The organism is Shouchella sp. JSM 1781072, from assembly GCF_041949915.1.
Taxonomy (GTDB): Bacteria; Bacillota; Bacilli; order Bacillales; family Bacillaceae_D; genus Shouchella.
The window spans coordinates 224,119-236,795 of sequence record NZ_JBHFQE010000002.1 but is presented as its reverse complement, the minus strand read 5'-3'; the positions used below and the strand labels follow the sequence as shown (position 1 = coordinate 236,795).

17 protein-coding genes are annotated in these 12,677 nt (G+C 39.2%); 9 read left to right on the top strand and 8 right to left on the bottom strand.

All coding sequences use genetic code 11. The annotated features are described in order from the left end of the window. The first annotated feature begins 15 nt into the window (after positions 1-15). Positions 16-1,137, top strand: coding sequence for a DUF418 domain-containing protein (locus ACE1TH_RS10540; RefSeq protein WP_255224720.1), 1,122 nt, complete (start codon positions 16-18; stop codon positions 1,135-1,137). Positions 1,138-1,287: 150 nt separating this feature from the next. On the opposite strand, the gene ACE1TH_RS10535 is transcribed toward ACE1TH_RS10540, so the two are convergent. Then, positions 1,288-2,493: a CynX/NimT family MFS transporter gene (locus ACE1TH_RS10535; protein ID WP_099302397.1), complete on the bottom strand. Its 1,206-nt coding sequence runs from the start codon at positions 2,491-2,493 to the stop codon at positions 1,288-1,290. A 164-nt stretch (positions 2,494-2,657) separates the two neighbouring features. Then, entirely contained in the window at positions 2,658-3,605 is a 948-nt protein-coding gene (locus ACE1TH_RS10530; RefSeq protein WP_375078925.1) for a sigma-70 family RNA polymerase sigma factor, read from the bottom strand. Between the two features lie 152 nt (positions 3,606-3,757). Here ACE1TH_RS10530 and ACE1TH_RS10525 point away from each other — a divergent pair, with 152 nt between their 5' ends. Genes ACE1TH_RS10525 through ACE1TH_RS10510 form a run of 4 tightly spaced genes read left to right on the top strand, consistent with a single transcriptional unit; the run spans position 3,758 to position 5,666 of the window. After that, complete coding sequence (locus ACE1TH_RS10525) at positions 3,758-4,243, top strand: NUDIX hydrolase (protein ID WP_099302395.1); 486 nt, start codon at positions 3,758-3,760, stop codon at positions 4,241-4,243. Beyond that, the gene (locus ACE1TH_RS10520) at positions 4,231-4,665 is read left to right on the top strand and encodes an NUDIX domain-containing protein (RefSeq protein WP_375078924.1); all 435 of its coding nucleotides are present in this window, start codon (positions 4,231-4,233) and stop codon (positions 4,663-4,665) included. Before ACE1TH_RS10525 ends, ACE1TH_RS10520 begins: the two co-directional genes overlap by 13 nt. A gap of 5 nt (positions 4,666-4,670) precedes the next feature. After that, positions 4,671-5,315, top strand: coding sequence for a phosphotransferase enzyme family protein (locus tag ACE1TH_RS10515; RefSeq protein WP_375078923.1), 645 nt, complete (start codon positions 4,671-4,673; stop codon positions 5,313-5,315). Between the two features lie 21 nt (positions 5,316-5,336). After that, complete coding sequence (locus ACE1TH_RS10510) at positions 5,337-5,666, top strand: aminoglycoside phosphotransferase (RefSeq protein WP_375078922.1); 330 nt, start codon at positions 5,337-5,339, stop codon at positions 5,664-5,666. 5 nt (positions 5,667-5,671) lie between these two features. Here ACE1TH_RS10510 and ACE1TH_RS10505 read toward each other — a convergent pair whose 3' ends face one another. Continuing rightward, a complete protein-coding gene (locus ACE1TH_RS10505; RefSeq protein WP_099302393.1) occupies positions 5,672-6,124 on the bottom strand; it encodes a MarR family winged helix-turn-helix transcriptional regulator in 453 nt (150 codons plus the stop codon). Between the two features lie 88 nt (positions 6,125-6,212). Between ACE1TH_RS10505 and ACE1TH_RS10500 the strand changes: the two genes are divergently transcribed. Both ACE1TH_RS10500 and ACE1TH_RS10495 read left to right on the top strand, forming a co-directional pair. Next, positions 6,213-6,644: a GNAT family N-acetyltransferase gene (locus tag ACE1TH_RS10500; protein ID WP_375078921.1), complete on the top strand. Its 432-nt coding sequence runs from the start codon at positions 6,213-6,215 to the stop codon at positions 6,642-6,644. A 26-nt stretch (positions 6,645-6,670) separates the two neighbouring features. Continuing rightward, positions 6,671-8,074 carry a DHA2 family efflux MFS transporter permease subunit gene (locus ACE1TH_RS10495; protein ID WP_375078920.1) on the top strand — a complete coding sequence of 468 codons (1,404 nt, stop codon included), beginning with the start codon at positions 6,671-6,673 and terminating at the stop codon, positions 8,072-8,074. Between the two features lie 33 nt (positions 8,075-8,107). Here ACE1TH_RS10495 and ACE1TH_RS10490 read toward each other — a convergent pair whose 3' ends face one another. Beyond that, positions 8,108-8,581: a GNAT family N-acetyltransferase gene (locus tag ACE1TH_RS10490; RefSeq protein ID WP_099302390.1), complete on the bottom strand. Its 474-nt coding sequence runs from the start codon at positions 8,579-8,581 to the stop codon at positions 8,108-8,110. A 156-nt stretch (positions 8,582-8,737) separates the two neighbouring features. Here ACE1TH_RS10490 and ACE1TH_RS10485 point away from each other — a divergent pair, with 156 nt between their 5' ends. Both ACE1TH_RS10485 and ACE1TH_RS10480 read left to right on the top strand, forming a co-directional pair. Then, positions 8,738-8,878, top strand: coding sequence for a YpzI family protein (locus ACE1TH_RS10485; protein ID WP_099302389.1), 141 nt, complete (start codon positions 8,738-8,740; stop codon positions 8,876-8,878). Between the two features lie 170 nt (positions 8,879-9,048). Then, complete coding sequence (locus ACE1TH_RS10480) at positions 9,049-9,231, top strand: hypothetical protein (protein ID WP_099302388.1); 183 nt, start codon at positions 9,049-9,051, stop codon at positions 9,229-9,231. A gap of 217 nt (positions 9,232-9,448) precedes the next feature. On the opposite strand, the gene ACE1TH_RS10475 is transcribed toward ACE1TH_RS10480, so the two are convergent. The 4 genes from ACE1TH_RS10475 to ACE1TH_RS10460 all read right to left on the bottom strand — a co-directional run bounded on the left by ACE1TH_RS10475 (position 9,449) and on the right by ACE1TH_RS10460 (position 12,624). Further along, on the bottom strand, positions 9,449-10,246 hold the full coding sequence (locus tag ACE1TH_RS10475) for a 3D domain-containing protein (protein ID WP_375078919.1): 798 nt from the start codon (positions 10,244-10,246) through the stop codon (positions 9,449-9,451). A gap of 360 nt (positions 10,247-10,606) precedes the next feature. Further along, the gene (locus ACE1TH_RS10470; RefSeq protein ID WP_099302386.1) at positions 10,607-10,858 is read right to left on the bottom strand and encodes a hypothetical protein; all 252 of its coding nucleotides are present in this window, start codon (positions 10,856-10,858) and stop codon (positions 10,607-10,609) included. A gap of 158 nt (positions 10,859-11,016) precedes the next feature. Further along, the gene (locus tag ACE1TH_RS10465) at positions 11,017-11,721 is read right to left on the bottom strand and encodes a DUF554 domain-containing protein (protein ID WP_255224729.1); all 705 of its coding nucleotides are present in this window, start codon (positions 11,719-11,721) and stop codon (positions 11,017-11,019) included. A 252-nt stretch (positions 11,722-11,973) separates the two neighbouring features. Beyond that, positions 11,974-12,624 (bottom strand): TetR/AcrR family transcriptional regulator, encoded by a 651-nt coding sequence (locus ACE1TH_RS10460; RefSeq protein ID WP_375078918.1) that lies wholly within the window; start codon positions 12,622-12,624, stop codon positions 11,974-11,976. Positions 12,625-12,677 lie beyond the last annotated feature (53 nt).

Sequence of the window (12,677 nt, the reverse complement as noted above, 5' to 3'; positions counted from 1 at the left end):
TGATAGGAGAGAAACATGCCAAAAAAACGATACATTTCATTTGATCTGGCGCGAGGAATGATGTTGCTACTTGTTGCCCTTGCGCATGCTCAAATCTTTATCAGTGGAACGATTCTTGTTCGCCCTGAAGGGAATGGCATGCTGGACAGTCTATTAAACTATGCCTCCGTATTTTTTGTGGATAATCGAGCTAGAGCCATGTTTGCGCTACTATTCGGATACGGCATCACCCTTGTTATTCGAAGTTATGTCCGAAAACAAAAGAGTCACTTGGAAATTCGAAAATCAATCAATCGGCGTGCCGTTGCGTTGCTAATTTTTGGCTTTCTATTATCGGTTGTCGTTGGAGGAAAAGATATTCTTGCCATATACGGTGGGGGCCTTTTACTTATTCACTGGTTCTTATATCGTAGCGACAAATTGCTTGAGCGAACGATGCTCGCACTGTTTATTCTTTTTATCCTCATTTTACCGTTTGTATGGGCGGCCATGTCGACAATGGGAATGGAAACCATTTTTCAAGGATCGAACAGCTACGTCGACCAGTTAATCGATGGAACGATGCAATTTATTATGGGTGGACCAATCTTAGGAAACTTTGTTTTACCTGTCATTCTCTCCATTTTTATTGGCGTTTGGTTTGGCCGAAAGGGCTTATTAAACGAAGATGAAAAGCATCGACCTTTTTTGAAAAAAGTTGCGATCGGAGGCATTTTCATCTCGCTTGTAGGCGCTATTCCACATGCACTTTATAGCAATGGAGCGTTACAAGTCGAACATGCCTATGTAATCGGCTTAATCTTTACTGCCCATATGCTAACAGGGATTGCTGGCGGATGTGGGTATGCAGCATTATTCGGATTAATTGGACCTCATTTTAATAAAACAAATCCAATTGTCGTTGGCATTACGGCGCTAGGAAAACGTTCTCTAACGTTTTTCATTGTGAATGAGATTCTTTTATTAATACTTCTTTCTTCAGGAGGTCTAGATTTAGCCAGTCGACTAAGCATAGCGCAAGTATGGCTTGTAGCGGTTTTCGTTTGGCTCTTCTCGATCGGGATGGCATCTGTTTTAGAATGGAAGAAAAAAAGCGGGCCTTTTGATTATCTGTTTCGTCGGTTCGTGTATCGCTAGTGAGAATGAACCCCCTTTTGAATCAATTGATTAAAAGGGGTTTTTTCCTATCTTTAACGACTGAGTATTTGGCTCCAAGTTTGCTTCTCTTAAATTGTGAAACATCTATTTTTTTATGATCCTCCATTTAGGATAGGCGTTTTTAAACCGCTAGGTTGCAATTTTTCGATCCTTACCAGCGACATAGCCAAATAGCGATATACCAATTGCTGCTGACATGAGAATAAGGAGTGGTACCGTCCATCCGTTTGTCCACTCAGCAATGGTGCCAAGAAAGAAGGGACCAAGGGCCGCAATCATATAGCCGACAGATTGTGCCATACTAGACAATTGTGAGGATTGCTCCACTGAATGTGTTCGTAACACAAAGAACATCATCGCTAAACTAAAAGCCGTTCCCATACCCATTCCAGTAATAATTAAAAAGACGAGAGTTAGTTGAGAGGCTGTTAAGGCTACCCCAACGAGACCTGTTAAAAAGAGTAGACCAGCACCAACCCCGACCCACGCTTGATTATTTAATTTTGCCGCGAAAATTGGAACAAAAAACGTTGCTGGGATTAATCCTATTTGCATAAGTGCCATAAACCAACCAGCTTCATTTTCACTAAACCCTTTAGTAAGTAAAATATCGGGTAGCCAAGTAAAGAGGCTGTAAGGAATAAAGGATTGTAAGCCCATAAAAAGAGAAACGGACCAGGCAATCTTAGATTTAAAGATAGAGGAGGAAGGCTGGTTATTTACTTTACCCGGAACTTTTTTTCGAGACGATCGAATGACGGGAAGTCGTAAACAAATAAAAAATACCGCAATCGATGATAAAACAGCCCATAAAAGTAAGGCATACTGCCAATTAAATGCTGATGCTTCTGCTAATGGAACGGATAATCCAGACGCAAGTGCACCAAATAGATTCATAGAAACAGAGTAGATGCCCATCATAATACCAATACGCAATGGAAAGCTAAGTTTAATCAGACCTGGCATCAATACGTTTCCAACAGCGATTCCAAGTCCCAGTAGTAAGGTTCCGAGTAATAGCATAGGTGTATTCCCTAAAGAACGAAAGACGATGCCAATGGTTAGGGTAATCATAGCCATCAAGAGCATAAGCTCCATTCCCGTTTTACGAGAGATTTTAGGAACTAATGGGGAAAACAAACCGAACATAAGTAAAGGAAGTGTATTCACTAGCCCAATTGTAAAATTGGAAACAGCCAGATCTTCTCTAATAAACGGGATTAACGGACCGAATGAAGTCATCGGTGACCGTAATGTAGCAGCAATTAATAAAATGGAGACAAGTAACAAAAACGTGTAATAATTCTCTTTCTGTTTTGAATGTAGTTTTTGCATCAGTACCCCCTTTTCACATTAATAAAATGAGTTTGTAGTTGAAGTCACAATGCCTCATTGTACTACTGTGAAAGGAGGGAATCAAGCAGGTTCTCGATCTATGAATGTGCAGGGAAGAGGTTCCTTATTAAAGAGGAGTGACTATAAAAAGAGGGAAGCTTGTCTTAAAGAGATCTAACATGACCATCTCCCCAGTAGTAACCATTTTTTATAACAGGCTTTTCCAGTAAACGTCCAATTTCTAGTAATAACTCTGGACAGTAATAGTAATCTCTAATTTGAAAGATTAATTTTTCATTATACGTAAACTCGTGAATGGTGTTAACGGCTTCACGCTCACCATCTAGTATTGTGACAACAAAAAAGAGTCGCTGATTCTTATCAACATAAAAGGTACCATTCATCGTTACAGGATCTGCAGCCCAATCAGTTAAAGAATTTGTACGTATCATCGTTCGACCATACTCTTCAGTAATCCCAACAACTTCCATGACAGCATCTTCATGGAGTAACGAAACAATACCTTCTATATTTCGTTGGTTAAATGCTTGAACATATGCATTTAAAAGAGAACTATTTGGTTCGGTTTTTTGGATGGACAAAGAAGCATCGTTGAAATTGGATTGTCGTAATGTATGTCTAGCACGGTGTAGAAGCGAACGCACAGCTCCTTCAGAAAGGGAAAGCATTGCACCGACTTCCTTTGCTTGAAACTCAAAAACATCAATGAGCACAATGCACACATGTTGCTTTGGCGGTAATAAGTGAATGAGGTAATCAATTGCTTCTGATAGTTCAACGGGAGAAATTGGATCGGTTATGGGTTCATTTTCTGGAAGAAGAGCCGTATGATAAACGCCTTTTTGTTTTCGTTTAGCATCAATCCAAGTATTCGTAGCAATTCGAAATAAATAAGATTTCGGGTTTTTCACTTGATACAAATAAGATAGTTTGGCAAATGCTTTTAACAACGAATCTTGAACGAGGTCCTCTGCATCCCAAGGAGAGCCTGTTAATTTAAGACAGTATGACCAGAGCGCGGATCGATCATCTTTAATTAGTACGTCAAATTCCGACCTTAAAGATCGAGAAGCTGTATACATGTTATCCATTCAATTAGACACTCCTTTTTCAGTTAATTACTACTATAACGTAAAAGAGACAAAAAACCGTTCGGCAACAAATGATATTTATAAATTAAAAATTTTTGATATAATAAGAGGCATGTCTACTTTTCTATAATCAGAAAGGAGAAGGAAAATTCATGAACATCCCCATTCAAACAACTGGCGTAGCGGTTGTCGTACTTCGGAACCAAAAGAATCAGACAGACGTACTGTTGTTAAAGCGACAATCGACAATTTTAAATGAGGCATGGACGTACATTGGTGGCAAAATTGAACAAGGAGAGATGGCGTATGAAGCCGCGATTCGAGAAATGAAGGAGGAAACGGGGTTAACCCCTCTCTCAATGTATACATCCAATACGTTCGACCAATTTTATGATCCTAAAAAGAATAGTATCTATATGGCCCCAGTTTTTGTTGCGTTTGTCTCGTCAAAAAATGGCGTCAGGTTGAATGAAGAGCATAGCCAATTCAAGTGGTGTTCGTTCAGAAATGCGAAATCAGTTGTAACGTTGCCAGGAAGCGAAGAAGTTTTAACTTTTATAGAAAATCATTTTGTTCATCAAACGCCATTAGAATTGTTAAAGATTGATTACGTGGAGGTGCCATCGTGTTCATTGTAAACGTCGAGGGAGCTGTTTGGAATGATGGCAAATGGCTTGTTATCGAGAGGAGTATAAAAGAAGATCATGCGGGTGGATTGCTGTCGCTTGTAGGTGGAAAAGTGGAAGCGCCAGGAGTCAATAAAGATGTATTAGAAAAAACAGTTCAACGAGAATTTCTTGAAGAAGTTGGACTAAAGTTGAAAGCGGAAATGGCCTATGTGTGCAATACGTCTTTTTTATATCATGATACGCATGTTATTGACATCGTTTATTTATGCGAAATGGAAGAAGGAAGTAAGCCATCGATCGTCAGTCCAGATGAAGTGGAAGCGATTCACTGGATGACCTATGAGGAAATGAAATTACGTAGCAACGCACCGGAATATTTATTAGAAGCTGTACGAGTGGCGGAGAAGGTACGAGTACGTAATCTGGAGTGATAAAGATGGAACAGCGATTACTGCAAGTGTTAGATGAACTGTACGAGATAAAATGTGAACATGTGAGTGCCGTGACAAACGAGATGTTTGCATGCAGAAACGAGGAAGAGCGTTATTTTGTCCGTGTAACAAATTACAAAACTGCAGAAGAGCAGCAAGCAGAAGTGGACTGGACGATGTGGCTACATGAAAAAGGACTGGCTGCGCCGGAAGTCATCTTCTCTAAGCAAGGTCTTGCCATTGAGACATTAACCTATAAACATAAAAAGGTTCGCATGGTCGTCTATCAAGCGGCTTTGGGGGGCCATGTACAGAAGAGTGAATGGAATGGACCGATATTTGAACGGTTAGGGAAAGAACTTGGTAGAATTCATGTGATGTCGCAAGCGTATCCTGGCAACAAGGCAGCAATTAAAGACTGGTATGTAAATGATGAATACAATTGGGCTAAATATATACCGAAAGAAGAAAAAGCCGTTCGAGCTATGATCGCAGAAATTTTTCGAGAGGTAGAAGCATTACCAAAAACAAAGGAGACTTACGGACTGGCTCATGGGGATGTGTGGCTAGAGAATGTCGTAGTCGACAAAACGAACCTTACGCTCATTGATTATCAAGATTGCGAAAAGCATTTTTATTTATTTGATTAAGTTGTGCCCGTTTATAGTGCGATGGAGTATTCCTTTGATGGGAAAGGAAGTATTGTCGCATACGTTCATGAAATAACAAAAGCAATCTTCCGAGGGTATGCCTCTCAATGTACGCTCCCACCTGCACATATCGATCATGTGTTGCTAATGTTCAGACTGAAAGAAGCGGCTGATTATATGCTAATGCACATCTATGGCAATGACGTACGGACAGAAGAAGAGGAGCGTTTGTTCAATCTCTATCGCTTAAAAATTGAACAAAATCAACTTCGAACCATCATAACAGAGGAGCTAATTGTGGAATTGAAAGCGTTATTTTCAGCAGAAAAAGGGAAGGCGCCCTCCTCTTAAAATTGTTAATAATTTCGTTTATTGCCCTTTTTAACTTCATTCCAATCCACATTTATATTATCACTAACTTTTTGGAGGAGATCAAAGAGCGTTTCAATTTCCTCTGTAGATAAACCGTTTAAGGCTACTGCTTCAGAATGATTATTTTCACGCAATAAAAATTGATAAACGTCTTTTCCTCGATCTGTGGGGAAAAGTTTTTTTATTTTTTGATTGGTTGGATCCTCTTGCTTATAAATAAACCCTTGGCTTTCTAATTTTTTGACGGCTCTCGCTGTAGTTGTTCGATCCACCTTTAACATTTCAGCAATTTTCTCTTGGATGGAGCCTGGGTGTTCACAAATACGAATTAAATAGAGATATTGTCCTTTTGTTAATTCAATCTCTTTAAATTCAATATTGCTAATGGAATCGAGCGCACGGGCAATGGTGCCAATTTCACGTAGAATTTCTTTCATGTATAAAAACTCCTTCTTTTTTGTTGCAAATACAACAAAAATAAGTTACGTTAAAGTTGAACATTTGAATAGAAGTGAGGGCACAAATATGGATCGACAAATTATCACCAAACAAGATCAGTTAGAAGATGCGTTCGCCATCCGCAAAAAAGTATTTGTAGAAGAACAACACTGTCCAATCGAAGACGAATTTGATTCATTTGATGACTTAACAGCCGATTGTACACATGTTTTAGTTTATTATAACGAAAAACCAGTCGGTACGGGAAGGGTTCGTCGTGTTGAAATGAAAGCAAAGCTAGAGCGAATCTGCCTTTTAGAAGAATATCGAATGCACGGTTTAGGAAAAGAAATCATTGCTTTGCTTGAAGATGTTGCAGGAAAGCTAGGTTGTGAGCATGCCATTTTACATGGTCAAACCCATGCAGAAGGGTTTTATAAAAAATTAGGATACGTCACGACATCTGATGTATTTGAAGAAGACGGAATTCCACACATAAAAATGGAAAAGTCTTTTTAAGTTAAATGGGGAAGGAGGCGTAAACGATGTCTGTTGAATTATTAACGCCTTTTCGTAAAAAGATGCTGGTGGTGTCCATTTTATCTGCGTCTTTTTTGTTTTTGTTAAATCAGTTTTTGTTAATTACAGCGTTCCCGCAAATTATGGAAGATTTCTCGGTTAATGCCACCCAAGTACAGTGGTTAACAACCGCTTTTTTATTGACTACAACTATTTTAATTCCGACGATGGGCTATTTTATGGGACGATTTCATGCGCGATCGTTAACGTTTGTTGCCATTTCCTTTTTTATTGTAGGAACCATTCTAGCGATTTTCGCACAAACGTTTTCTTTGTTAATTGTAGCAAGGGTTGTGCAAGCAGTTGGAGCTGGGATGATGCTGCCGCTTGTCCAAACGGTTTTACTGCTTGTCTATCCAATTGAGAAGCGAGGGTACGCCATGGGTCTGATGACCATGGTAGTGAATGTGGCGCCTGCAATAGGTCCATCAATTGCGGGTTATATTGTTGATTTATCAAGCTGGCGCTTTTTATTTTGGCTGGTATTGCCGCTAGCGGTTTTATTACTTGTTTTAAATGTTATCTTTATGAGAAATATTACTGAGAAAGCGAATGCAACATTAAGCGTGCCATCACTGATTTTTTCAGCAATCGGGTTTGCTGGTATCATCTTAGCAATTAGTAACTTCAGTGTGTATGGAATTAGCTTGTATGTCATTATTCCCGCAGTTATAGGGGTTATGTCGCTAAGCTTCTTTATTTGGAGTCAATTAACATCCGAACGACCGATGTTAAATTTGCGTTTATTTCGTTTAAAGTGGTTTGTCCATGGTACAGTACTGTCTTTTTTAATATCGGTATTGCTGTTATCAACTGAAACGCTATTGCCACTTTTTATTCAAGATGTTCAAGAACGATCTGCTTTTATTTCAGGAATGACATTACTGCCTGGAACGTTGTTGCTTTCCGTAACTTCATTCCTCGCTGGACGATGGTTTGATCGCTACGGAGGGAAAATCTTGGGGATTATTGGCTATTCCATAATGGGTTTAACATTTGTTTGGTTTACCTTTATGGGAGCCGAGACAAGTGTGGCCACTATGATCATTTGTTTTAGCTTATTTATGGGGGCAGTAGGTATTGTTATGACACCTGCTACAGCCATTGCTATGAATGCTTTGAAGCAAAAAGACCTTCCTCATGGTACAGCGATTTTGAACACGGTTAAGCAATTTGCCGCTGCATTAGGGGTGACGGTTTTAACGACGCTTGTCAGCTTAAGTGCTGCTCGACCAGAATACGGCTATGCTGAAGGAACATTAATTGGCTTATCACTAGCTTTTGCAACAATGGGTGTGCTTTCCTTTATTGCGTTAATGCTAGCGATCTTTACACGAAATCGAAGCAAGTCATCAAATACGTTTATGTAATTCTCACACCCTAGGGATTGAACTAGGGTGTTTTTATGTAATCTTACAGTTCATAAGCATTTGTTCACCAATATGACCAATACGTCTTTCTCCTGTATCGAAAAAACCTGATTTCGTATAAAGTTTTTGAGCAGCTATGTTCTTCTTGTTAACCGCAAGAATAATTTCATTTTTATCTGGGAAGTGGGTCTGAATATAGGGTGATACGAGTTCCATTGCTTGATTCGCATAACCTTTACCTTGCTCACATTGATTAACGGTGAGAGCTGTGAGCAACATCGCCTGAGGATTGGACGAATAGTCTTGGACACGCTCTGTTTCATGAAGTAAGAAAAAGCCTACGGGTTGATCGGTGGAATCTGTCATAACAATACGATGTTGACCTGGTTTGATTGTACGTAAATACGTATTTGGTAAAGCAGAAAATTGAATTTGCTCAGGTGGAAGGTGGAAAGCTTGTAAAGCAGTATCGTATTTGGAGTGATAAGGCACTAAGTTTATTGTCATAAAAGCCTCCGTTGAGAACGTTTGTTCTTATTATAATTGAAACATTGGATAGAAGCAAGTATTTTGTATATTGTTGGAACGAAAAAGATTTATGCATGATTCGCGTGTATAAGAATGCGTTGTTTTATTATCCTACTATTGAGGAGGTGAGAGAAAATGGGTAGAGATCGTCAAGAAAAGAAATTAAAAGAAAGTGGCCGTGTTGAGTCTGACAGAGACGTTGGTTTACGCTATAAGGGAGCAACAAAGATGTCTGGGCCTGAAGAAGCAAGAAGGTTAAATGACGGTCATAAGTAGAAAAAATACATGCAATCATCAACTTGATTGCATGTTCTTGTTTAAATCGCTATAAAGTCGGGTATAAATAATATTTATTTTTAAAATATACTGTCATTTTATTTGTTTATGTGTCACAATAGACATACAGCAATATTTTCGGCTGAATCATTGTAGGGAGGTCCCGAACATTGTATAAAATTATACGAATGTTAAACGGGGCAACAGAGACCCTTAAAGACACGAACAGCCAACTAGATAAGGTATTTATTGATCCTGTTGCCGCGCAATCATTGGCAAGTAAACTGAACAATCATCTTTACAAAAATGCTGAACGTTGGAAAGTCACAACCATCAATGGCGTTGATTATTAAAATAAAAAAGCAATCACAGCTGTGGTTGCTTTTTTTTGCGTAAAATAGAGGAAAGGTGATGTTATGAACTTGAGCGTTCGGGAGTTATTGTAGGAAAAGGGCATGAAACTTACCAATAAATCGGGGATAATAAACTTCCTTTTGATGTTCGGGCAGTCATTCAAGCGATTATTAAACAAAACAAAAGCTAGCCATCTTGGCTAGCTTTTAATGTTACTTATTCATATACGTGGATCGTTAGGTTTTGACGACCGAAGTTAAGAGCATCTTGTTGTTCAGGCATAAATAGGTCAATTTTGTTGCCTGTGATTGCGCCACCGATGTCTCCTGCAATTGCTTCGCCGTAACCTTCAACGTATACAGTGCTTCCTAGAGGGATCACGCTAGGGTCTACTGCGATTACTTTTTGATTAGGGTTCGCTCTTAAGTCAATACCTGTATAAGTTACACCTGAGCACCCTTCACAAAATGCTGTGTACGCTGTCGCTTCTACGTTCATAGTTGTTGCACTGTCAGATTGTGTAGGCTCTGAACTACTAGATTCTGTTGATTCGTTCGAGCTAGAAGACTGGCTCGCTTCTGAGCTACTAGACTCTGTTGATTCGTTTGAGCTAGAAGGCTGGCTTGCTTCTGAGCTACTAGACTCTGTTGATTCGTTTGAGCTAGAAGATTGGCTTGCTTCTGAACTACTAGACTCGTTTGCTGAGCTTGTAGATTCAGTAGACTCGCTTGAGCTTTGGTTATTTGAAGACTCTTGTGGAGCTGAGTCATTTGATTGAATTTCACCTTTTACTTGACCTTGTTCGCCTTCACCAGGCATTGTTAATTGTTGGCCAATGAAAATTAAATGCTTATCGTAAATCTCTGGGTTTAACTCAACGATATTTTGAACTTCTGTCTGATGTTGATTTGCTATTTCACTAAGTGTGTCTCCACTTTTGACTTCATATGCAAATGCTGGAGTAGCAACAAGTACAGATCCTAGGACGGCTAATGATGAAACGAATTTTTTCATACTGTAAAACTCCCCTTATAATTTAGTATTCATCCCCCATAAAATGGAACTATGAAAATGTGTAAGATGAGTCGTTCTTGGTTTGAATTCCATTTTTGTGCGGGATGTCTCTCGCAAGTCCAAACTATACAGAACAAAGAGAGAGCTTTCAACCCATAATCAAGGAAGTAATAAACTTGTAAAATTCCTGTAATCCGCATAGGTAAAGCGATCGATGGAGTAGACTGGGGAAAATGTACTAGCGATCACTTGTTCAGCTTATTCGACAAATGATGATATTACACGTATGTTACAAAGAAAAAGTCTATAAAAGTGTTGATTTCGGGTATATGAATAGGTAGACCAAGAATAGTAGGATGGTTAAGCCGAGGAGAAAGTAGACGTGATCCATGCAAGTACAGAGCTAATTGTTAGCACACGAATTGTTGCTAAAAGGAATGCGTCTGTACGTATGTAGTTAATTACAAAATAGCTGAAAAGGATAAAAATAAACGGCACGGTGTACATAAAAACCGTAGAATCGATCGTCATTGGTATAGCAATAAGGCTAATCGTTAAGAGATAGAAATAGGAAATAAAGAGTGGGATCGTTAAAAGACATGCATGAATCATGTATTTCTCTCCTTGTCCATTAGGTTCACTATCTCTACTATTAACGAAACGTTTCTTAAATAAACATACGTTCCTTCATTAAAACCGTGAGAATGGCTCGTTAGTAAAGCGCACTCGAAGTAGATTTGAAAATCGAAATCCACGATCGAGTGCATGTTTTACATTAAAAAGCTTTGAAACGCTACGACAAGGCCTACAACAATCACAAGGCTTGGAAGTAAATTCGCAATCTTAACGTCAATGACATTTAAGAGGTTAAGACCAATGGCAAGGATTAAAATCCCGCCGATGCACGTAATTTCTGCAATCACAAGGTCCATTAACACATCTGGAACAAACCGATCAATCTGGTTTGCTAATAGCGTAATGCTTGCTTGATAAAGAAAAACGGGTATCGCGGCAAATAATACACCAATCCCTAACGTTGACGAAATAATGAGAGCTGAGAAGCCATCAATAGAAGATTTCGTAAAAAGTAAACTATGATCCCCACGCAATGCTGCTTCAAGTGGACCGAGAATTGCTAGTGCTCCAGTGGCAAATATAAGCGTTGAACTTACAAAAGCTTGTGCCACATTTCCTTGACTATTTTTTCCTAGTCGCTTTCCTAGCCAGCCCCCAAGTTGATTGAGTCGGTCATCAATTCGTAACCAACCCCCAACAAGTGCGCCGCTCGTTAAACTAACAATGATAATTAAAAAATTCTGCCCCGTAACAGCCATTTGCATGCCAATGACAATTAAGGCAAGTGATAAAGCCTGCATGACAAGCTTTCGTATATCCTCGGGTACATTTCGTATGCGTACGCCGATTAATGAAGCAACAGCAATGGCTGCCGCGTTAATAATTGTTCCTAATAACATCTTACGCCTCATTCCATCCTGCATTTCACTCAGAAGCAATGCTTCATTATAGCAAATTCATTTAGCATGTTAAAGTACTTCGGAATGCTAAAGAGTATTCAGTTTATTGCAGGTGACAAATGGGCGTCGTCCGATTTACAGGGAAAAAACAAACCGCTGTGAGGAACAGAATTAGAACACCTAATACAATAAGAAGGAGAAACCATTCCCAAAAAGACATCTTGTACCATTTGTCTCGCCGGTATCGCCTTTTCAAGTAGATTCGTTGCCTTTTACATAGGAAAGCAACATCTCTTTTAAGCGTTGTTGCTGGCGGTGAGGTGCTATAACTTCCTCTAAGTACGTAATTGGTGATTTGAGCGTAATATTGCTTCCGAACGTTCCATAGCTGTTAATTGCAGTAATAATGGTTTCTTTGACAGGGACATCGGTTCGAAATGATTTGTCTTGAATGCCTTCGTCAATAAGATGCAGGACAAGATCGGCTACTCGTTTTTGTGTATCAATATAGTCTTGAATCGTATCCAATGGTTCTTGAGAAAATGAGGCGTAGCTCTCAAACGCTTCTCTAAATACGGCGCTTTTACTTAGTGTATCGCTTGAATCGATGGTTAATAAATCAAAAAGCTTGATGAGTCGATCGTAAGCGGGAATGTCTTCGTAAACGATTTCAAAAAAAGAGGATACATGTTTTTCTAAATTATGACTCGCTACAGCTACAATTAAGCGGTCTTTTTTTGGGAAGTAACGGAACAATGTGGCAATCCCAATTTCCTCTTTATCTGCAACGTCTTGCATTTGTACTTGGTCTAAACCGTGTTCTAGAAAAAGCATTTCTGCCGTTTGAACAATTGACTGGTAGCGACGAGTTTTGTTTTCTGAGCGTTTCGTTGATTCAGGCATAAAGGCTCCTTTTTTACACATGATATATTGAGTGTATAACAGAAAGCGCTTGC